General features: G+C 72.5%; 21 protein-coding genes. 11 read left to right on the top strand and 10 right to left on the bottom strand.

Annotation, left to right across the window (positions count from 1 at the left end):
- Positions 1 to 228: 228 nt before the first annotated feature.
- Together ACWDGI_RS30050 and xylB are read right to left on the bottom strand one after the other, a co-directional pair.
- Positions 229 to 1,437: an ROK family protein gene (locus tag ACWDGI_RS30050; RefSeq protein ID WP_450764272.1), complete on the bottom strand. Its 1,209-nt coding sequence runs from the start codon at positions 1,435 to 1,437 to the stop codon at positions 229 to 231.
- A 54-nt stretch (positions 1,438 to 1,491) separates the two neighbouring features.
- Positions 1,492 to 2,937 carry a xylulokinase gene (xylB, locus tag ACWDGI_RS30045; RefSeq protein ID WP_450764270.1) on the bottom strand — a complete coding sequence of 482 codons (1,446 nt, stop codon included), beginning with the start codon at positions 2,935 to 2,937 and terminating at the stop codon, positions 1,492 to 1,494.
- Between the two features lie 232 nt (positions 2,938 to 3,169).
- Between xylB and xylA the strand changes: the two genes are divergently transcribed.
- The 3 genes from xylA (at position 3,170) to ACWDGI_RS30030 (ending at position 5,653) form a co-directional block, all read left to right on the top strand.
- Positions 3,170 to 4,336, top strand: coding sequence for a xylose isomerase (xylA, locus tag ACWDGI_RS30040; RefSeq protein ID WP_450764268.1), 1,167 nt, complete (start codon positions 3,170 to 3,172; stop codon positions 4,334 to 4,336).
- Positions 4,337 to 4,675: 339 nt separating this feature from the next.
- Positions 4,676 to 5,203, top strand: coding sequence for a hypothetical protein (locus tag ACWDGI_RS30035; RefSeq protein WP_450764266.1), 528 nt, complete (start codon positions 4,676 to 4,678; stop codon positions 5,201 to 5,203).
- A 267-nt stretch (positions 5,204 to 5,470) separates the two neighbouring features.
- On the top strand, positions 5,471 to 5,653 hold the full coding sequence (locus tag ACWDGI_RS30030) for a hypothetical protein (RefSeq protein ID WP_181809683.1): 183 nt from the start codon (positions 5,471 to 5,473) through the stop codon (positions 5,651 to 5,653).
- 52 nt (positions 5,654 to 5,705) lie between these two features.
- Here ACWDGI_RS30030 and ACWDGI_RS30025 read toward each other — a convergent pair whose 3' ends face one another.
- The 3 genes from ACWDGI_RS30025 to ACWDGI_RS30015 form a co-directional block, all read right to left on the bottom strand.
- Positions 5,706 to 6,548, bottom strand: coding sequence for a hypothetical protein (locus ACWDGI_RS30025; RefSeq protein WP_450764264.1), 843 nt, complete (start codon positions 6,546 to 6,548; stop codon positions 5,706 to 5,708).
- 135 nt (positions 6,549 to 6,683) lie between these two features.
- The gene (locus ACWDGI_RS30020) at positions 6,684 to 6,980 is read right to left on the bottom strand and encodes a hypothetical protein (protein WP_450764262.1); all 297 of its coding nucleotides are present in this window, start codon (positions 6,978 to 6,980) and stop codon (positions 6,684 to 6,686) included.
- Between the two features lie 273 nt (positions 6,981 to 7,253).
- Positions 7,254 to 7,853, bottom strand: coding sequence for a class I SAM-dependent methyltransferase (locus ACWDGI_RS30015; RefSeq protein WP_450764260.1), 600 nt, complete (start codon positions 7,851 to 7,853; stop codon positions 7,254 to 7,256).
- Positions 7,854 to 8,003: 150 nt separating this feature from the next.
- Here ACWDGI_RS30015 and ACWDGI_RS30010 point away from each other — a divergent pair, with 150 nt between their 5' ends.
- The 5 genes from ACWDGI_RS30010 to ACWDGI_RS29990 all read left to right on the top strand — a co-directional run bounded on the left by ACWDGI_RS30010 (position 8,004) and on the right by ACWDGI_RS29990 (position 13,065).
- Entirely contained in the window at positions 8,004 to 8,777 is a 774-nt protein-coding gene (locus tag ACWDGI_RS30010) for an MHYT domain-containing protein (protein WP_450764258.1), read from the top strand.
- A 92-nt stretch (positions 8,778 to 8,869) separates the two neighbouring features.
- Entirely contained in the window at positions 8,870 to 11,368 is a 2,499-nt protein-coding gene (locus tag ACWDGI_RS30005) for a sensor histidine kinase (RefSeq protein ID WP_450764256.1), read from the top strand.
- Entirely contained in the window at positions 11,365 to 11,802 is a 438-nt protein-coding gene (locus tag ACWDGI_RS30000) for a roadblock/LC7 domain-containing protein (RefSeq protein WP_450764255.1), read from the top strand. The genes ACWDGI_RS30005 and ACWDGI_RS30000 overlap by 4 nt, the downstream gene beginning before the upstream one ends.
- Before the next feature lie 16 nt (positions 11,803 to 11,818).
- Entirely contained in the window at positions 11,819 to 12,232 is a 414-nt protein-coding gene (locus tag ACWDGI_RS29995; RefSeq protein ID WP_450764253.1) for a DUF742 domain-containing protein, read from the top strand.
- A gap of 227 nt (positions 12,233 to 12,459) precedes the next feature.
- Positions 12,460 to 13,065 carry a GTP-binding protein gene (locus ACWDGI_RS29990; RefSeq protein WP_450764251.1) on the top strand — a complete coding sequence of 202 codons (606 nt, stop codon included), beginning with the start codon at positions 12,460 to 12,462 and terminating at the stop codon, positions 13,063 to 13,065.
- A 3-nt stretch (positions 13,066 to 13,068) separates the two neighbouring features.
- On the opposite strand, the gene ACWDGI_RS29985 is transcribed toward ACWDGI_RS29990, so the two are convergent.
- Positions 13,069 to 13,497 (bottom strand): PPOX class F420-dependent oxidoreductase, encoded by a 429-nt coding sequence (locus ACWDGI_RS29985; RefSeq protein ID WP_450764249.1) that lies wholly within the window; start codon positions 13,495 to 13,497, stop codon positions 13,069 to 13,071.
- Positions 13,498 to 13,592: 95 nt separating this feature from the next.
- Here ACWDGI_RS29985 and ACWDGI_RS29980 point away from each other — a divergent pair, with 95 nt between their 5' ends.
- Together ACWDGI_RS29980 and ACWDGI_RS29975 are read left to right on the top strand one after the other, a co-directional pair.
- Positions 13,593 to 14,006: a roadblock/LC7 domain-containing protein gene (locus ACWDGI_RS29980; RefSeq protein WP_450764247.1), complete on the top strand. Its 414-nt coding sequence runs from the start codon at positions 13,593 to 13,595 to the stop codon at positions 14,004 to 14,006.
- A gap of 126 nt (positions 14,007 to 14,132) precedes the next feature.
- Positions 14,133 to 15,065 carry a DUF6397 family protein gene (locus ACWDGI_RS29975; protein ID WP_450764245.1) on the top strand — a complete coding sequence of 311 codons (933 nt, stop codon included), beginning with the start codon at positions 14,133 to 14,135 and terminating at the stop codon, positions 15,063 to 15,065.
- On the opposite strand, the gene ACWDGI_RS29970 is transcribed toward ACWDGI_RS29975, so the two are convergent.
- Both ACWDGI_RS29970 and ACWDGI_RS29965 read right to left on the bottom strand, forming a co-directional pair.
- Positions 15,002 to 15,868 (bottom strand): acyl-CoA thioesterase, encoded by an 867-nt coding sequence (locus ACWDGI_RS29970; protein ID WP_450764243.1) that lies wholly within the window; start codon positions 15,866 to 15,868, stop codon positions 15,002 to 15,004. The genes ACWDGI_RS29975 and ACWDGI_RS29970 overlap by 64 nt on opposite strands.
- Before the next feature lie 34 nt (positions 15,869 to 15,902).
- Complete coding sequence (locus ACWDGI_RS29965; RefSeq protein WP_450764241.1) at positions 15,903 to 18,416, bottom strand: DUF3516 domain-containing protein; 2,514 nt, start codon at positions 18,414 to 18,416, stop codon at positions 15,903 to 15,905.
- Between the two features lie 145 nt (positions 18,417 to 18,561).
- Here ACWDGI_RS29965 and ACWDGI_RS29960 point away from each other — a divergent pair, with 145 nt between their 5' ends.
- Entirely contained in the window at positions 18,562 to 19,356 is a 795-nt protein-coding gene (locus ACWDGI_RS29960) for a metal-dependent hydrolase (protein ID WP_450764239.1), read from the top strand.
- A 17-nt stretch (positions 19,357 to 19,373) separates the two neighbouring features.
- Here the strand turns inward: ACWDGI_RS29960 and ACWDGI_RS29955 are convergent, their stop codons facing one another.
- Positions 19,374 to 19,634, bottom strand: coding sequence for a type B 50S ribosomal protein L31 (locus ACWDGI_RS29955; protein WP_450764237.1), 261 nt, complete (start codon positions 19,632 to 19,634; stop codon positions 19,374 to 19,376).
- Positions 19,635 to 19,712: 78 nt separating this feature from the next.
- Positions 19,713 to 20,183 (bottom strand): DUF5709 domain-containing protein, encoded by a 471-nt coding sequence (locus tag ACWDGI_RS29950; protein WP_450764235.1) that lies wholly within the window; start codon positions 20,181 to 20,183, stop codon positions 19,713 to 19,715.
- Positions 20,184 to 20,224: the final 41 nt, after the last annotated feature.

Raw genomic sequence — 20,224 nt, 5'->3', positions numbered from 1 at the left:
GGGTGATCGCCAGTCGGCCGGGCGCCGGCGAGGCGCCGGACCGGCTGGGCCGCCGGGCCTAGGACTGGTTGGGCGGCCAGGCCTCGGACCGGCTGGGCGGCCACGCGTCCGACCGGCTGGGCGGCCATGCCTGAGGGCTGGCTGGGAAGCCAGGCCTGAGGACCGGCTGGGCGGTCAGATCGCACCGGCCGGGCGGCCTGTGTTCGGATCGGCTGGGGCGGCCGGTCCTCAGACCCGTTCCGCCACCGTCGCCGGGTCGTCCAGTACGGCACGGACCACCGAGTGGGCGGCGCCCAGCAGGGGGCCCTCGGAGCCGAGGCGGGACACGGTGACCGGGCAGGCCGGACCGGTTGTGCGGTCGGCCAGTTCGGTCTCCAGGGACGGGAGGAGCCACGGGGCGAGGCCGGCCAGGGCACCGCCCAGGACCACCGTCTCGGGGTCGAGGAGGTTGACGGCGCCGGTCAGGGCGATACCGAGGGCCGTTCCGGCGTCGTACAGGGCGCGCCGTACTCCCTCGTGGTCCTCGCCCGCCCGCTGCGCGAGCAGGCCCACCGCGTCCTCGCGGGGTTCGAGACCGGCCGCGCGCAGCACCGCCTCCTCACCGGCGTACTGCTCCAGGCATCCGCGCCCGCCGCAGGCGCAGCGCGGCCCGTCGGGGTGGACCGGCACATGGCCGAGCTCGCCCGCGAAACCCCGCTTCCCACGCAGCAACTGACCGTCCACGACGACCGCCGCGCCGATACCGATCTCCGCGGAGACATGCAGGAAGTCCGGTGGGGTGGCATCGCCGAGCCACAGCTCCGCCAGGGCGCCGAAGTTGGCCTCGTTGTCCACCGTCGGCGGGAGGTCCGCAGGCAGCAGCGCGCCGAGGTCGGTGTCGTGCCAGTCGAGGTTCGGGGCGTGGACGACCGTGTGCCCGTCACGGGCCACCAGGCCGGGGACGGCGACCGCGAGACCGGCCGGCCACAGGCCTTCCCGTTCCGCGTCCGCGACGACCCGCCGGACCAGCTCGGTCAGCTCCTCGACCACCGGCTTGGCCGCCCGGCCCCGGTTCGCGCCGTGCCGCACGGCACGCGCGCGTACCTCACCGCGCAGATCCACCGCGCACACGGCGAGATGGTCGACCCCGACCTCCGCCCCGATGCCGGCCGGGCCGCGCCGGCTCACCGCGAGCGCCGAGCCCGGCCGTCCGACGCGGCTGGGCCGCTCGGGGCCAAGTTCCTCCAGGAGCCCCCAGCGGATCAGCTCGTCGACGAGGGTCGACACGGCCGCTCTGGTGAGGCCGATGCGGGAGGCGACCGCGGCCCGAGACAGTGAACCCTCGGCGCTGACCGCGTGCATCACGCGCGCGAGGTTGCGCCGGCGCATGCCCTGCTGGGTGTCCGGCAGGGCGCGGCCGGTCGCCGTCGGGCGGGCCTCGTGCAGCGGTGCGGTCATGCGTTGATCAATCCTCAGTCCCCTGGACGGTCCTGCGACCTGTCTCCCGTGCGGTCAGCGGTCCTCCGGCGCCCGCTCCAGCAGCGGGGCCGCGTCGGAGAGTACCCCGGAGATCCTGGCCAGCGCCGCCGTGTCCGGCTCCACCGCGTCCAGCACCGGTCCCGCCGCCGTGTTCCAGCGCCGGGCCACCGCCCCCGGGTCCTCGCCGGTCAGCAGCCCGGCCGCCTGCGCCGCGGCGCCGAGGGCGACCAGCTCCTTGGCCTCGGGCACCTGCACCGGGCGCCCCGACAACCGCCGTACCGTCTCCTGCCAGGCCCGGCCCCGGGCGCCGCCGCCGATCAGCAGCAGCGGCGTGGTCCGGTCGGCGTCCGCGTCGAGCACCAGGTCCAGGGCGCCGAGCAGGGCGTGCACCGCGCCGTCGTAGGCGGCCTGCAGCAGCTGCCCGGCGGTGGTGTCATGGCGCAGGCCGTGCAGCAGCCCGGAGGCGTTCGGCAGATTCGGCGTGCGCTCGCCGTCCAGGTACGGGAGCAGCGTGACCGAGGTGCCGGGCTCGACGGCCTCGCGGTCCAGGCCGAGCAGCGCCGCGACCCGGTCGACCGCGAGGGTGCAGTTCAGCGTGCAGGCGAGCGGCAGCCAGTCGCCGTGCGCGTCGGCGAAGCCCGCGACGGTACCGGTCGGGTCGGCAGGACGGTGCTTCGAGACCGCATACACCGTGCCCGACGTGCCGAGGCTCAGCACGGGCGTGCCCGGACGCAGCCCGAGCCCCAGCGCGGCCGCCGCGTTGTCGCCCGTACCCGGCGCGACCAGGGTGCCCTTGGAGAACGGCAGCTCGTGGCTGTCGCGCACGGTGCCGGCGATCTCGCCGGGGCGGACCACCCGGGGCAGGAACGCCGGGTCCAGGCCCACGTGTGCGAGGGTCTCCTCGTCGTACGCCTCGGTCGCCGACGCCCACCAGCCGGTGCCGGAGGCGTCACCGCGGTCGGTCGTGCCCTGTCCAGTGAGGCGCTCGGTGAGGTAGTCGTGGGGGAGCCGCACGGCCCTGGTCGCACGGACCGCCTCCGGCTCGTGCTCCGCCAGCCAGGCCCACTTGGTGACCGTGAACGACGCGCCCGGAACACTGCCGGTGCGCTCCGCCCAGGTCTTCGGGCCGCCCAGCTCCTCGATCAGCCGCCGCGCCTGAGGCGCCGAACGGACGTCGTTCCACAGCATGGCCGGCCGCACCGGCTCGCCCCGTTCGTCGAGCGTGACCAGACCGTGCTGCTGCCCGCCGATCGACACGGCCGCCGCTTCGTGCGCCGCGTCCCCGCACTGGCGCAGCGCCTCGCACAGCGCGTCCCACCACTGACGCGGATCGCTCTCCCGGCCCGCACCGGAGGACACGGTGTGCGGCGCCTGGCCGCTCGCCACGACCTGGCCGGTGGACGCGTCGACCACCAGCGCTTTGGTGGACTGCGTGGACGTGTCCACGCCGACGACGAGCGGACCCTCGGCTGCTGACATCGGGCTCTCTCCCTTTTTTCCGCGTCTCGCGGTCTGGCCTGACCTGCAGTTTTCCTGGTTCACCGGGGTGTCGCGACCCGGATTTCATCCCTCGGGGACAGGGTGACCCTTCCCAGGGATGCGTCGGCATACTAATTTGTAAACGGCCATGACGAAATAGTCGGCCCGACCGTGTGTCCGACCGACGTCGAGCACACTCACCCAGCACAGGCATCAAGCAAGGAGCCGCGGCATGAGCTTCCAGCCCACCCCCGAGGACAGGTTCACCTTCGGCCTGTGGACCGTCGGCTGGCAGGGGAGGGACCCGTTCGGCGACGCCACCCGCCGCGCCCTCGACCCGGTCGAGACGGTGCAGCGCCTGTCCGAACTGGGCGCCTACGGTGTGACGTTCCACGACGACGACCTGATCCCCTTCGGGTCCTCGGACACCGAGCGCGAATCGCACATCAAGCGCTTCCGTCAGGCCCTCGACGCGACCGGTATGACGGTGCCGATGGCCACCACCAACCTCTTCACCCACCCCGTCTTCAAGGACGGCGCGTTCACCGCGAACGACCGTGACGTGCGCCGTTACGCGCTGCGCAAGACCGTCCGCAACATCGACCTGGCCGCCGAGCTGGGCGCGAAGACGTACGTCGCCTGGGGTGGCCGCGAGGGCGCGGAGTCCGGCGCCGCCAAGGACGTGCGCGTCGCTCTCGACCGCATGAAGGAGGCCTTCGACCTCCTCGGCGAGTACGTCACCTCCCAGGGCTACGACCTGCGCTTCGCCATCGAGCCCAAGCCGAACGAGCCCCGCGGCGACATCCTGCTCCCCACCGTCGGCCACGCGCTCGCCTTCATCGAGCGCCTCGAGCGCCCCGAGCTGTACGGCGTCAACCCCGAGGTGGGCCACGAGCAGATGGCCGGCCTGAACTTCCCGCACGGCATCGCGCAGGCCCTGTGGGCGGGCAAGCTCTTCCACATCGACCTCAACGGCCAGTCCGGCATCAAGTACGACCAGGACCTGCGCTTCGGCGCCGGTGACCTGCGGGCCGCCTTCTGGCTGGTCGACCTGCTGGAGAGCGCCGGCTACGAGGGCCCGAAGCACTTCGACTTCAAGCCGCCGCGCACCGAGGACCTCGACGGCGTGTGGGCCTCTGCCGCCGGCTGCATGCGCAACTACCTGATCCTCAAGGAGCGCGCGGCCGCCTTCCGCGCGGACCCGGAGGTTCAGGAGGCCCTGCGCGCCTCCCGCCTGGACGAGCTGGCCCAGCCGACGGCCGCCGACGGCCTGCAGGCGCTCCTCGCCGACCGCACGGCCTTCGAGGAGTTCGACGCGGACGCGGTCGCCGCACGTGGGATGGCCTTCGAACAGCTCGACCAGCTGGCGATGGACCACCTGCTGGGCGCCCGGGGCTGAACACCTTCGCGCGCGTGGGGGCGGCTCTCGGAGCGAACGCCCGCACGCGCGCGTGTCGATGCGTCGCCGACGTCGCGATGCCGCGGTTGCGCTGACCGCGGCCGTAAGGGTTGCCCGCGCTCGTGAGACCGTCCGTGCGGGAAAGCCGGTGCGACGGTCCGTGCGGGAAAGCCGGTGCGACGGTCCGTGCGGGAAAGCCGGTGCGACGGTCCGCGCGGGAAAGCCGGTGCGACGGTCCGCGCGGGAAATGCTCCGGAATCGTGCCATCCGTTGCATGAGTCCGTATCAACTCCCGCGCGGGGCTCGCGCGGTGACCGGTACGCGGTGACTCTTGGCGGTATGGCCATGCCACCCGTACCGCCCCGCCCGCCCGGCCCGCCCGGCCCGCCGAACGGCACCCCGCCCCCGGACGGCGGCTACGACCCGCCCCCGTACGGAGGTTTCGGACCACCCTCCGGAGGGGGCTTCGGGCCACCCGCGGGAGGGGGCTTCGGGGACCACGACCCGCCCACCGCCGTCGGCTGGACGCCGGGGCCGCCCCCGGAGCCGCCCCGCCGGCGCAGGGGTCCGCTGTACGCGGTCCTGGTCCTGCTGGTGGCCGCCGCGGCCGTCGTCGCCGTCGTCCTGATGATGTCCGGCGGCGACGGTTCCCCCGGCGACAGGTCCACCACGAGCAGCCCGACCACATCCGGCACCTCACAACCCTCCTTCAGCCTCCCGACGGAGCTGCCCAGCAGCCTGCCGTCGGGACTGCCGAGCAGCCTGCCGTCGGGACTGCCGAGCAACCTCCCCACGGACTGGCCGTCGGAACTCCGCAGCCGGCTGCCGAGCGGTCTGGACTCACTGCTGCCCTCGCTCCCGGGGTGACCTTCGCCGGCCGGTCACCGTTTCCGCCGACGGGCGCGGACCGGCAATCGCAGAACCGCCCGTCCCGGCAGCCGACCGGGAGTGGCTACGCTGAAGCGGGAGTGCTTCACAAGCTGTTCGACCCCGGTACCAGGGACCAGTCCCGGTATCAGGGACCAGTAGGGGTCGCTCGTCAGGGATGTCTCAGGGCCGCGGTCCGGAACCGCGGGAGGCGCGGGCCCGTTTTCAGATCAGAGAGCGGCAGTGGCCGCGAAGGAGGCGACGCTGATGTCGAAGAACGCGAAGATCGCCGCAGGAGGTGTGGCGGTCGGGCTCATCCTGCTGATATGGCTGCCCTGGTGGGTGACGTTCCTGATCGTGGTCGGCGTCCCGGTGGCCGCCTACCTCACCCTCGACCCCTCGCAGCGCCGCAGGCTGCGCAGGGTCACGCGCAAGGAGATCGGCCGCTGAGGCACCCGCCCGAGGCCGCGGTCCCCTGGGCGGGGATGCGGCCCGGGAGGGCTCACAGAGGCCGTACGGCCATCTTGTCGAGGGCCTCCAGGAGGCCGGGGAGCTCGGGGCCCCGGCCGACGGGCAGGACCTCGCCGGGCTCCTCGTCGAGAAGCACGAAGGCGATGTCGTCGGTGCGGGCCACCATCGACCAGCCGGGCCCGTCGGCGCGCAGCGTACGTGCGTCGCCCGGGGCGAACGACGAGCGGACCCGGCCGAGCGGCGGAGGCGTGTCCACATAGGCCCGTGCCTCGGCCAGCACACGCCGGATACCGAGGTGACCCTTCGCGGCCGCCTCGCCCTCCCCGGGGGCGTCCTCGGCGGCTTCCGGCGCTGCGGCTGTCGGCGCCGGGAAGTGGTCGGCGCCGATCTGTTCCCGCCAGACCGCCCACTGGAGGGCGATCTCGTCCGCGCCCAGCCTCCGCTGCGCCGGGCCCCAGGAACTGGTGTCCGGCGGGGTCAGCGGGACTCGGTCCGCGATCTCCGGGCCGGGATCGTGCGGCGCCGGCACGTTCGGGGCCGCCACGGCGACCGCGAGCGGCCAGCCGGGCAGGGCGGCGACCACCGTGCGCTCGTCCGGGGAGAGGTCGTGCTCCATGCCGCAGTCCCAGGACGCGATCGCGACTGCGACCAGCGAGACGTCGTCGACGACGACCGTCCAGCGCGCCCCGCCACCGTCCTGGCCGAGCACCAGTCCGTAGCCGTCGGCGAGCGGCGCCAGCTCCAGCGCCGCGCAAGCCTCCGGGTAGTCGTCGCCCAGCACGCTCGGAAACTGCGCCGGCGTGAGCAGCACCGCTGTGAGCACGTACAGCGCCTCGTCCGCGGCGGCGAGGGCCTCCTCGTCCGTCCCGGCCATGCCTGCCTCCCATGTCGTTCGTCCAACGGCGCGCACCCTAGTGTGAGCGGAAGGCCGTTGTCACGACCGGCCACCACACCCGGAGCTGCAGTTTTCCACCGGGAGGGGACGAAACGACCTCGGCGGGGCGAAGCTTCAGGCGACCGGCAGCCCGAGGAGGTCGCGCGCCACCGTCCGCGGCGACTCCTCGCGCTCCCGCGCCAGTGCCACGACGGCACGGCAGGCCAGTGCGCTCACCCCGAACGACAGCGCCTCCGGCGACACCCAGCCCGCCGCCTCCTCGAGCCGGTCCTGGTCGTCCTCCGCGCGGGCCGCGACATAGGCGGCCGCGGCCTCGAACAAGTTGTGTGCACGCTTCTTGCGCGGCTCCGGCGTTTCCGCGCCCCCGGTGCCACGAAATCTGTCCGCGTACTTGCGCATCCGGTCGAACACGCCGGCCACCTTTCCTGTCGGGTGTCGCTTGCGAACATTCGTCGTTCCCTACCGAACGTAGAGTTGAAGTCCCGGCGACAGAAGAGGGCCCGCTCGGGATGCCTCGGCCGGCCTCGGCCTCCAGGGCGAGCTCAGCGGTGAACCCGCCGGGCGGGAGCGGCCGGAGGCGTCCGGAGTGCCGGAGGCGTCCGGAGTGCCGGTGGTGACGGTGCCCGGCGCCGGGCACGACGTCATGTTCGACCGTCCCGAAGTCTTCGCCGCGGCGGTCGCCGGCTAGCCTCCGCGGACCGCCAGCGCGAGGAACCTGGCGTCCTCGTCCACGTACGAGGCCATGTGCCAGCCCGAGCCGGCGAGCAGGGGACCGAGGTTGCCCTCCGCGCGCAGGTCGTCGGACGTGATCCGCCGTCCCTGACGCGCCGCCAGGGCGGCCCGGCCGATGGGATGGAACAGGGCGAGCATGCCGCCGGGGCGGACCACGCGCGCCAACTCCCGTAGGTTACGGGCGGGCCGGGGCAGGTGAGCGATCAGACCCGCGGCGAACACGGCGTCGAGGGACTTCGAGCGCACCGGCAGCGCGGCCACGTCGGCGAGCAGCAGGCGCCCGTCACGGTGTCGGCCGGCCCGCACGGCGGCCTGGAGCATCGCCGGGGTCAGGTCCATCCCGAGGACCGCGCCCGAGGGCCCCACGGCCGCGCGCAGCGGTGGCAGCGCGCGGCCCGTGCCGCAGCCCGCGTCGAGCACGCGGTCACCCGAGCGCAGCCCCAACTCGGTCACGGCCGCCGCGTACGCGGGACCGTCGTCGGGGAATTTGGTGTCCCAGTCGGCCGCTCGCGCGGTGAAGAACTCCCGGACGTGCGTGTGGTCATCGCTCATGTTCCGCATGTTCCCTCACCATCACGGAGGACGAACCTGCGCGCACGTTCGAGCCGGACCCGATCGTTCCGACACATCTCCGGGTCATATTGCAACACCTTTCGAAATGCGCCCCCTTTGTGCTTCCGTGCCCCCTAGCGTCCCTTGGCCATGGGACACTTGGACCACGCCACCTTCGGCTGGCTGACCCCCGTGCTGTCGTACGTCATGGCGTGCATAGGCGCCGCACTGGGTCTGCGCTGCACCGTCCGCGCGCTCGGCAGCACCGGCCGTTCGCGCCGCAACTGGCTCCTCACCGCGGCCTCCGCGCTCGGGACCGGCATCTGGACCATGCACTTCGTGGCCATGCTCGGCTTCGGCGTCAGCGGCACCGACATCCGCTACGACGTGCCGCTGACCATCCTCAGCCTGCTCGTCGCCGTCATCGTGGTCACCGCCGGCGTCTTCGCCGTCGGCTACAGCCGTGACCGCAACCGAGCACTTCTGCTGGGCGGGCTCACCACCGGCCTGGGCGTCGCCAGCATGCACTACCTCGGCATGGCGGCGGTCCGGCTGCACGGTGACGTGCACTACGACCCGATGCTCGTCGGGCTCTCGGTGCTCATCGCGGTGGCCGCCGCGACCGCGGCCCTGTGGGCGGCGCTCAACATCAAGTCACCCGTGGCGGTCACCATCGCCTCCCTGGTCATGGGGGCGGCCGTCAGCAGCATGCACTACACCGGGATGTTCGCGGTCAGCGTGCACGTCACGCCCTCCGGCACCCCCCTGCCCGGGGCGACGGCGATGCAGTTCATCTTCCCCCTGGCCGTCGGGCTCGGGTCCTATCTGTTCCTCACCTCGGCCTTCGTCGCACTCTCGCCCACGGCCGGGGAGCGCGAGGCGTCCGCCTCGGCCCAGCGGCCCGTCACCAGCGCCGCACGCTGACCCGGCCCAGCCCGCGGCCGCCCCGGCCGAGTGCCACGCGCCGACCGGCACCGGCCCCGATGCGCCCCGACCCACTCCCGAGCGAGGAGGCCATGCGTACACCGCGTAGGACCCCCACAGCAGGCCCGCAGACACCGTCCCCGCGCCCGCCGCGCGGCCGTCGCGCGCACGCAGGACCACCCGCCGAGGAACCGGCCGACGACGTCGTCGGCACCGCGGCCGACAACCCGCCCGGCGGAGGCTGGCGGATCCGCCCCCGGACCGTGCGGGCCAAGGTCGTCTGCCTGCTCATGGTGCCGGTCATGTCCCTGCTCGCCCTGTGGGCGTACGCCACGGTCAGCACCGCACAGGACGTCTCCCGGCTGCGCCAGTCCCAGCGCGTCGACGCCGCGTTGCGGACCCCGGTCGCCGCCGCCGTCGCCGCGCTCCAGGCCGAGCGCACCGCAGCCGTCCGGTACGCGACCGACCCCACCGCCGAACAGGCCGGTGCCCTCAAGAGCCTCGGCGCCCGTACCGACCAGGCCGTCGCCGAGCTGCGGCTCGGCAGGGGAAGCACCGTCGCCGACAGCGAGGAGCTGCCCTCCGACGTCGCCCGGCGCCTGCGGACCTTCGTCACCGGCGCCGAGCAACTGCGCACCCTGCGGACGGCGGTTCGGAACCGGGGCGCCGGCTGGGACGAGACCTACGAGCGGTACACACAGACCATCGACACGGCCTTCGCCGTGGACGGTGCCCTCACCGGGGTCCAGGCCGACGACATGGGCGCCGACGCGCGCGTGCTGCTCGAATTCTCCCGCGCGGGAGAGGCGTTGGCCCAGGAGGACGCGGTCCTCGCCGGCGCCCGGCAGACCGGCGGCCTGGACGGCGAGCGGCTGCGCCTGTTCTCCGGTGCCGTCGGCTCCCGCCGTGTCCTGACCGACGCGGCCGTCGCCGACCTGCCCGGCGCGCAGCGCACCGCCTGGCGCCGGCTCGCCGGCGGCGACGACTACACCGCGCTGGGCGCCGCCGAGGACAGGATCCTCGCGAGCCAACCCGGAGCCAAGGCGCTCGACGCGGCCCCGGAAGCGACCTGGAACATCGCGCACGCGCGCGTGCAGGACGGAATGCAGACCATCCAGACCGGCACGGCCCACGTGGTCGCGGGGCGGGCCGATCCGTTCGCGCGCGGTCTGCTCACTCCCGCCGGAGCGGCCGTCGTCTTCGGTCTCCTCGCCGTGGCCGCCTCGCTCGTCATCTCCGTACGCATCGGCCGCGGCCTCGTGGTCGAGCTGGTGAGCCTGCGCAACAGTGCTCTGGAGATCGCCCGGCGCAAGCTCCCCGAGGCGATGCGCAGGCTGCGCGGCGGCGAGGAGATCGACATCCGCGCGGAGGCACCCTCGGGGCCGCCCGCGGAGGACGAGACCGGACAGGTGGCGGAGGCCCTCGGCACCGTCCACCGCGCCGCCCTGCGCGCCGCCGTGGAGCGAGCCGAACTCGCCAGCGGCATCTCGGGCGTGTTCGTCAACCTCGCCCGCCGCAGCCAGGTCCTGGTCCACCGCCAGCTGAGCCTGCTGGACAGCATGGAACGCCGCTCCGACGACCCCAACGAGCTGAGCGACCTCTTCCGCCTGGACCACCTCACCACCCGTATGCGCCGCCACGCGGAGAGCCTGATCATCCTCTCCGGGGCGGCCCCCGGCCGGGCCTGGCGCATGCCGGTCTCCCTGACCAACGTCGTACGGGCCGCGGTGTCGGAAGTAGAGGACTACGCGCGCGTGGAGGTACGCCAGCTCCCCGAGGCGGCCGTCATCGGCGCGGCCGTGGCCGACCTCACCCACCTGCTCGCCGAGGTCGTGGAAAACGCCGCCCAGTTCTCACCGCCGCACACGCGCGTGCGGGTCTCCGGGGAACCCGTCGGCAACGGCTACGCCCTGGAGGTCGAGGACCGCGGACTCGGCATGGGCCAGGAGACCCTCGCCGAGGCCAACCGCCGCATCGAGCAGTCCGAGGCCCTCGACCTCTTCGACAGCGACCGGCTCGGCCTCTTCGTCGTCAGCCGGCTCGCCGCCCGCCACGGCATCAAGGTGCACCTGCGCACCTCCCCCTACGGCGGCACCACCGCGGTGGTGCTGCTGCCGAAGGCCCTGCTGCACGGTGGTACGGCGGAACGTTCCGGCCGTCCGGCGGCCGGCCTCGAACAGGCACCGGAACGCGAGTACGCGCGCGTGCCGGGCACCGCCCTTCCACCCGCCGCCGGGCCGGCCGCCCGTCCCGCTCTCGCCACCACCCACACCACCCCGCGCCCGGCGCCCGAGCCACCACCCCCCGGAGTCACGACCTTGAGGCCGCACCGCCCACCGCACGACTCCGCACCCGACGACGACCTCCCGCGCCGCGTGCGGCAGGCGAGCCTCGCCCCCCAACTGCGCGATCCACGCAACGAGGAACCCGCGCCCGCCCGGCGCGAGGACGAGCGAACCCCCGAAGTCGTCCGCGACCGCATGACGGCCTACCGCGACGGCTGGGCGCGCGGCGGCGGCAGGCAACCCGGCCGGGCAGCCGTTCCGGAACCCGAAGAGGGCACCGACAGCACCGAAGGAGACCGCGCATGATCCAGGACCCGAGCATGAGGGCCGACCGCCACTCCGGCGAACTCGACTGGTTGCTGGACGACCTGGTGCTGCGGGTCGAGGAAGTACGGCATGCGGTGGTGCTGTCCAACGACGGCCTGGCCGTCGGCGCCTCGACCGCCCTCGGGCGTGAGGACGCCGAGCACCTCGCCGCCGTCGCCTCCGGCTTCAACAGCCTCGCCAAGGGCACGGGACGGCACTTCGGGGCAGGCGGGGTGCGCCAGACCATGGTCGAGATGGACGACGCCTTCCTCTTCGTGGCCGCCGCCGGCGACGGCTCCTGCCTCGCCGTGCTCACCGCCGTCACCGCCGACATCGGCCTGGTCGCGTACGAGATGGCGCGCCTGGTCAAGCGCGTCGGCGAGCACCTCTACACAGCGCCGCGGATGGCCGCCCGGCCGCCCGCCGCCGGATGAGCCGGAAGCGTCACCGATGACCGAGTACACGACCGACGCCGCGCGCGAGCCGGGCAGCCAGTGGTACGACGGCGAGGCCGGCCCCCTCGTCCGTCCCTACGCCATGACCGGCGGCCGCACCAGACCCGGCCCCACCGGAGTGCGGTTCGACCTGATCGCCCTGGTCACGCTGGACCCGGGAGCGCCCGGCGTCGACGACGACACCGCGCTCGGCCCCGAACACCGGGCGCTGATCGACCTGTGCCGGGTGGAGACGCAGTCCGTCGCCGAACTCGCCGCCGGCGCTGACCTTCCGGTGGGCGTGGTCCGGGTGCTCCTGGGCGATCTGCTGGAACTGGGCTGCGTCACCGTGAGCCGTCCGGTGCCACCGGCCCAGCTTCCCGACGAACGGATTCTGCGCGAGGTCATCGCGGGATTGCGGGCACTGTAGATGAGCATCCGGAACCAACCGGGCACGCCCCGGTCAGAACAGACGCGTTCCGGTCCAACCGCCCGCGAAGGGCCGACGGTTGTCATGATGCTGGCTTCGCGTCCCGACCGGACCGACCGGCGTCGCGTCGAGCCCGGGCAGCGCCTCGCGAAGCCCGAGCGGTGTCCCCGGCCCTCCGAGCCTGCTGAGCATGTCGTCCGTAGCCGGCCCTCACGAGAGAAGTGATCATGGTCTCCGAGTACTCCGAGCCCGCCGACGACGACACGTCGGCCATGGCGCTCAAGATATTGGTCGCCGGCGGCTTCGGCGTCGGGAAGACGACCCTGGTCGGCGCCGTCAGCGAGATCCGGCCGCTGCGCACCGAGGAAATGCTCAGCGAAGCCGGCCAGCTGGTGGACGACACGGACGGCGTGGACCAGAAGGTCACCACCACCGTCGCCATGGACTTCGGCCGCATCACCATCCGCTCCGGGCTCTCCCTCTACCTCTTCGGCACCCCGGGCCAGGACCGCTTCTGGTTCCTCTGGGACGAGCTGTCGCAGGGAGCCCTCGGCGCCGTCGTCCTCGCCGACACCCGCCGCCTGGAGGACTGCTTCCCGGCGGTCGACTACTTCGAGCACCGGCACATCCCGTTCGTCGTCGCCGTCAACTGCTTCGTCGGCGCCCGGAGCTACGGCGCGCGTGACGTCTCCCGTGCTCTGGACCTGGACCAGGGCACGCCCGTGGTGCTGTGCGACGCCCGCGACCGGGACTCCGGCAAGGAGGTGCTGATCCGACTCGTCGAGTACGCCGGGCGGATGCACACCGCCCGGCTCCTCGACTCGGTGGGCTGAGCGTCAGCCCGTGAGGTCCTTGAGCGCCACCACTTTCTCCACGGTGACCCGGACCAGCAGCTCGCCCGGGACGCCGTTGCGGGCGCCGAACTCCTCCGCGCTGTCCTCTCCCATGTAGCGGGCCGCGATCCGGGTGGCCCAGTCACGCAACGGACCCGATTCCTCCGACAGCCGGGCGCGCCCGTTCAGCACCACGAAATGGAAGGGGGGCCGGTCGTCGTCCACACACAGGGCGACCCGCCCGTCGCGGGTCAGATTGCGCCCCTTCACCGTGTCCTTGCCGGTGTTGAAGACCAGGTCGTCCCCGTCCAGCAGGAACCAGACGGGGGCCACGTGCGGGCTGCCGTCGGCGTTGACGGTGGACAGCTTGCCGGTGCGGGTGCCGTGCGAGACGAACGCCCGCCATTCCTCGTCGGTCATCTTCTGTGCCATGTCCCCATCCTCCTTGCCCGGACGCCGGTGGTGGGGAAGGCTGGCGGGGAGATCCTCCAGCCAGGGGGAGACGGCACACGGGGAGACGCTACGACATGGCGCAGAACCAGGGACTCGGCTGGCTGCTCGACGACCTGACCGAGCGCGTGGAGCACGTACGGCACGCGCTGGTCCTGTCGAACGACGGGCTGGTCACGGGAGCGAGCACCGGCCTTCGCCGGGAGGACGCGGAGCATCTGGCCGCCGTCGCCTCCGGGCTGCACAGCCTCGCCAAGGGCTCCGGACGGCACTTCGGCGCGGGCCAGGTCCGCCAGACGATGATCGAGTACGACGACGCGGTCCTGTTCGTCACCGCCGCCGGAACCGGCAGCTGTCTGTGCGTGCTCAGCGGCGCGGAAGCGGACATCGGCCAGATCGCCTACGAGATGACGCTGCTCGTCAACCGGGTCGGCGAACACCTCGGTGTGGACGCCCGACAGTCGGAGCGTTCCTCCACAGTGGACCTCTGACCTGCTGTTTCACCCCCTGTCGCGGAGTTGTCCACAGGCCCGCCAGGAGATCCGCCGGAGCGGCTACGGTTTTTCCACGGCGAGCGCATCCGGCGCGAGCCACCCGCTCCACGGGGGAGTACGACCATGGCCGGCACCACCATCGCCCGACCCCGCCCGCTCAGCCGCACGTTCAGCCGCGCCGCCCGTGAACTGGGCCTCAGGCGAGGCGAGTTCGACCTCGCGGTACATCTTGGCCGGATCCGCACAGTACCCGACGAGGGCGGCGGCGGAGGCCGGCGTGTCACCCGGGCCGAGATCGAGCGGCTCCAGGACCGGGCGGAGTCCCTCCGCGAGAGCGTACGAGCCGTCGGTACGACCGAGGGCGCGGCCCTGATGGAGATCTCGGCGGGCAGGTTCACCCGCTTCGCGAAACTCGGCCTGGTGACCCCCGTGAACTGGTACCCGAACCGCTATCGGGCCGTGGTCTGGCTCTACCTGGCCGAGGAGCTACGGCGGTTCGCGGCCGACGAGAAGAACGCGCCGCTGCTCAGCGGCCGTACGCCCGAGGAGTTGCGTGACCGGCTGAGGGCGGGAGCGGACCGGCGGCCCCGCAACTGGCGCGGACGCCACTGCGGTTTCCTGCTCAGGGAGGCGGACGGGCCGTGGGAGCGGGCCGGGGCGGTGGCCGGCTTTCTGGACCCCGACGAGATCGACGAGGCTCTGACGGATCCTCACGAGCGTGCCTGTGTGAAGGCCCTCCGGCCGGCCCCGCCCGCCCACGGCACACCGGGCTCGCCCACCGCGCTGCTCGCCGAGGAGCTGATGACGGCTGACGAGCCGGACGAGATCGACTGGTTCCGGAACGACCTGGCACGGGCCGTGGCGGAGGCCCGCACGTTCCGGCCCGCGCCCCGCCCTGCCGAGCAGCCGCACACCGCCGCCCCGCGACCGCCGCACCCGGCACCGGCCCGACCGGGGCGGCCGCGCGGCCTGCGCCGCTGGCTGCGTCTGCACTACAAGGCCCTGAACAGCCCCTCCTGGACGACCGACACCAGCAGCCGCCCCTCCAGGTCGTAGACCCGCCCGCGGGCCAGTCCCAGGCCACCCGTGGCGATGGGGGACTCCTGCTCGTACAGGAACCACTCGTCGGCACGGAACGGCCGGTGGAACCACATGGCGTGGTCCAGCGAGGCCATGTCGAAGTTCCGCGGCCCCCACAGGGGCTCGACGGGAACCCGCACCGCGTCCAGAAGGGTCATGTCGCTGGCGTAGGTCAGCGCGCAGGTGTGCACCAGCGGATCGTCACCCAGCGGACCGACCGCGCGCATCCACACCGCGCTGCGCGGTTCGGCGCCCGCTATCTCCTCGTGATTCCAGCGCAGCCGGTCGACATAACGGATGTCGAAGGGTTGGCGGCGGGCCATCCGCTCCAACTGCTCGGGCAGCTCGCCCAGATACTTGCGGATCTCCTCGGCGAGCGTCGGCAGCGACTCCGGGTGCGGCACCTCGCGGGCCGGCGGCAGCTGGTGCTCGAAAGCTCCCACCTCAGGCTTGTGGAAGGAGGCGGTCAGATTGAAGATCGTGCGGCCCTGCTGCACGGCGGTGACCCGGCGCGTCGTGAACGACCGCCCGTCCCGGATCCGTTCGACCTGGTACACGATCGGCACGCCGGGCCGGCCCGGTCGCAGGAAGTACGCGTGCAGCGAGTGCACCGGGCGGTCGGCCTCCGTGGTGCGGCCGGCGGCGACCAGCGCCTGGCCCGCCACCTGGCCGCCGAAGACCCGCTGGATGGACTCCTGGGGACTGCGGCCACGGAAGATGTTGACCTCGATCTGCTCGAGGTCGAGGAGGTCGACCAGTCTCTCGGCCGGGTTCGTCATGGGTGGGGTTCTCCTGAGGTCGGAACGGGCCGGATCAGAGCTGGCCGACATCGGTGACGCGGACGACCGCGCGGCCCTCGGCGTCGGAGGCCGTCAGGTCGACCTCCGCGCTGATGCCCCAGTCGTGGTCGTCGTTCGGGTCGTCGAAGATCTGGCGGACGCGCCACAGCGCGTTCTGCGGTTCCTCCTGGATCACGAGCAGCTTGGGACCGCGCGCGTCGGGACCGGTGCCCAGGTCCTCGTATTCGTCCCAGTACTTGTCCATCGCCTCGCCCCAGGCGTCGGCGTCCCAGCCGGACTCCGCGTCCATCTCGCCCAGTTCGTCGACGTGGTCCAGGGCGGCCAGCTCCACGCGGCGGAACATCGCGTTGCGGACCAGGACCCGGAAGGCGCGCGCGTTGGCGGTGACCGGCTTGACCTCGTCGGCCTTCTCCTGGGCCTCCTCGGCGGTCATCTCCTCCGGGTTGGCGAGCTGCTCCCACTCGTCCAGCAGACTGGAGTCGACCTGGCGGACCATCTCGCCCAGCCACTCGATGAGGTCCTGCAGATCCTCGGACTTGAGGTCGTCGGGGATGTTGTGGTCCAGCGTCTTGTACGCGCTCGCCAGGTAGCGCAGCACGATGCCCTCGGTGCGGGCCAGCTCGTAGAAGGACACCAACTCGGTGAAGGACATGGCCCGTTCGTACATGTCCCGGATGACCGACTTCGGCGACAGCGGATGGTCGCCGACCCACGGGTGGCTCTTGCGGTAGGTGTCGTAGGCGTGGAAGAGCAGCTCTTCCAGGGGCTTCGGGTAGGTGACGTCCTGGAGGCGCTCCATGCGCTCCTCGTACTCGACGCCGTCCGCCTTCATCGCGGCCACCGCCTCGCCCTTCGCCTTGTTCAGCTGGGCGACCAGGATCTGCCGCGGATCGTCCAGGGTGGACTCGACGACGGACACCATGTCGAGGGCGTAGGACGGCGATTCGGGGTCGAGGAGCTCGAACGCGGCGAGGGCGAACGTGGACAGCGGCTGGTTGAGCGCGAAGTCCTGCTGGAGGTCGACCGTGAGGCGGACGATACGGCCGGTGGCGTCCGGCTCGTCCAGCTTCTCGACGATGCCGCCGTCGAGGAGCGAACGGTAGATGGCGATCGCCCGGCGGATGTGCCGCAGCTGCTGCTTGCGCGGCTCGTGGTTGTCCTCCAGCAGATGACGCATCGCCTCGAACGCGTTGCCCGGGCGGGCGATCACCGACAGCAGCATGGTGTGCGTCACCCGGAAGCGCGATGCCAGCGGCTCCGGCTCGGAGGTGATCAGCTTCTCGAACGTGGTCTCCGTCCAGGCGACGAAGCCCTCCGGCGCCTTCTTGCGCACCACCTTGCGGCGCTTCTTCGGGTCGTCGCCCGCCTTCGCCAGCGCCTTCTCGTTCTCGATGACGTGCTCGGGCGCCTGCGCGACCACCAGCCCGGCCGTGTCGAATCCGGCCCGGCCGGCCCGGCCGGCGATCTGGTGGAACTCACGGGCGCGCAGCGTGCGCACCCGGTTGCCGTCGTACTTGGTGAGGGCGGTGAACAGCACCGTGCGGATGGGCACGTTGACGCCCACGCCCAGGGTGTCGGTGCCACAGATGACCTTCAGCAGACCGGCCTGGGCGAGCTTCTCCACCAGCCGCCGGTACTTGGGCAGCATGCCGGCGTGGTGGACGCCGATGCCGTGCCGGACGTACCGGGAGAGGTTGCGGCCGAACTTGGTGGTGAAGCGGAAGTTGCCGATCAGTTCGGCGATCTGCTCCTTCTCCTCCTTCGAGCACATGTTGATGCTCATCAGCGCCTGCGCCCGCTCCACCGCCTGAGCCTGCGTGAAGTGCACGATGTACACCGGCGCCTGCCTGCTCTCCAGCAGTTCGGTGAGCGTCTCGGTGAGCGGGGTGAACTTGTACTCGTAGGACAGCGGTACCGGGCGGGTCGCCGAGCGGACCACCGAGGTGGGGCGGCCGGTGCGGCGGGCGAGGTCCTTCTCGAAGAAGGAGACGTCGCCGAGGGTGGCGGACATCAGGATGAACTGCGCCTGCGGCAGTTCGAGGAGCGGGATCTGCCAGGCCCAGCCGCGGTCGCCCTCGGCGTAGAAGTGGAACTCGTCCATGACGACCTGGCCGACGTCCGCCTGCTTGCCGTCGCGCAGGGCGATGGAGGCGAGCACCTCGGCGGTGCAGCAGATGACGGGTGCGTCGGAGTTCACGGAGGCGTCGCCGGTGAGCATGCCGACGTTCTCGGTGCCGAAGATCTTGCACAGCTCGAAGAACTTCTCCGACACCAGCGCCTTGATCGGCGCCGTGTAGAAGGTGACCTCGTCCCGGGCCAGGGCGGCGAAGTGCGCGCCCGCGGCGATCATGCTCTTCCCGGAGCCGGTCGGCGTCGACACGATCACGTTCGCCCCGGAGACCGCCTCGATCAGCGCCTCCTCCTGGTGGGGGTAGAGCGTGAGACCGCGCTCCTGAGCCCAGGACTCGAAGGCTTCGTACAGGGCGTCGGGGTCGGCGGTCGGCGGCAGTCGATCGATGAGGGTCACGCACCCATCTTGCCTGGCCCGACCCCCGAGGGGGGAATCGGCTGCGAGCCCGAAGATCAAGACCCCTATGCTGTGTCGCCGACGGAGCGTCATCGCACCCGGTCAACTGGACAGCGGCACACGAGGAATGGGGCGCACAGCGGCCATGATGGGACCAGCACACTCACTGTCGGGAGCCGCCGCCTGGCTCGGCGTCGGAGCCGCGGCCGCCGCGGCCGGGCACGGGATGCCCTGGCCGGTGCTCCTGGTCGGGGCACTGATCTGCGCCGGTGCCGCGCTCGCCCCGGACCTCGACCACAAGGCCGCCACCATCTCGCGTGCCTTCGGACCGCTGTCACGCTGGCTCTGCGAGATCGTCGACAAGCTCTCCTACGCCGTCTACAAGTCGACCCGGAAGCCGGGCGACCCGCGCCGCTCCGGCGGGCACCGCACGCTGACCCACACCTGGGTGTGGGCGGCGCTGATCGGCGGGGGCTGTTCCGCCGCGGCGATCCTCGGCGGCCGCTGGGCGGTGCTGGCGATCCTCTTCGCGCACATGGTGCTGGCGATCGAGGGCCTGCTGTGGCGGGCCGCCCGCGGCTCCAGCAGCGACGTGCTGGTGTGGCTGCTCGCGGCGACCAGCGCCTGGATCCTGGCGGGCGTCCTGGACAAGCCGGGCAACGGCTCGGACTGGCTGTTCACCCAGCCCGGCCAGGAGTACCTGTGGCTGGGGCTGCCGGTGGTGCTGGGGGCGCTGGTGCACGACATCGGGGACGCCCTGACCGTCTCCGGCTGCCCGATCCTGTGGCCCATCCCGATCGGCCGCAAGCGCTGGTACCCGCTGGGCCCGCCGAAGGTGATGCGGTTCCGCGCGGGCAGCTGGGTCGAGCTCAGGGTGCTGATGCCCGTGTTCATGGTGCTGGGCGGCATAGGCTGCGCGGCCGCACTGAACGTGATCTGACCGCACGGGCCCCAGGGTCAGCCGGCCTCCCCGGAGCCGCCTCCGTAGCGCCGCTCGAACGCGGCGACACGGCCCTCGGTGTCCACCGTGCGGGCCTTCCCGGTGTAGAAGGGGTGGCTCTCGGAGGAGATCTCCACGTCGACCACCGGGTAGGTCTCGCCGTCGTCCCAGTCGATGGTCTGGTCGCTGGTCGCGGTGGACCGGGTCAGGAAGGCGTATCCGGCGGCGCGGTCGCGGAAGACCACGGGGTGGTAGTCGGGGTGCTTGTCCTGCTGCATGGCGGCTCCTCGAACAAGGCGGACAAGGCGGATGATGCGGGCAGGGTGGTCGGGGCGGTCGACCAGGGGGATTCGGCGTCAGCCGTAGGCGGTGTCCTCGTCGACGATGTGCATCGCGGCCTCCTCGGCGGAGGCGCCGGCGCCGTCGATGCCGACGTCGGTGGCGACGAGACCGTTCTCGTCGTCCTCGTGCGACCCCTCGTCGGGTGCCACGAGGCGGCCGGAGCGCAGATCGCCGACCTCGTTGTCCAGGAGTTCGCCGTCGCTGCCCTGACAGTCGCCGATGCCGTCGCCGTCCGGCGCGGCCGGATCGGGCAGCTCCTCGGCGAGCCGCTGGTCCAGGGTCTCGCCCCGGTGGCCCTCCGCCGCGGTGACCCCGGTGTGCTCCACGGCCCACGGCCGCTCGGGCGGGGACCAGCCCCGGTCCAGGGGATCGCTGACGCCGTCGGACTCCAGGGTGTCCTCCACGTCGAGAAGTCCCGTGTCCTCGCGGATCTCGGATCCGTCGGGCTGGTAGACGTCGTCCCCCCATCCGTCGGCGGTGGTCACGGCTACCTCCAGGGGGTGAGGCGGCGGTCCGAGGGGCGGGC

The organism is Streptomyces sp. NPDC001220, from assembly GCF_053597895.1.
This window is presented reverse-complemented; position numbering and strand designations above follow the sequence as displayed.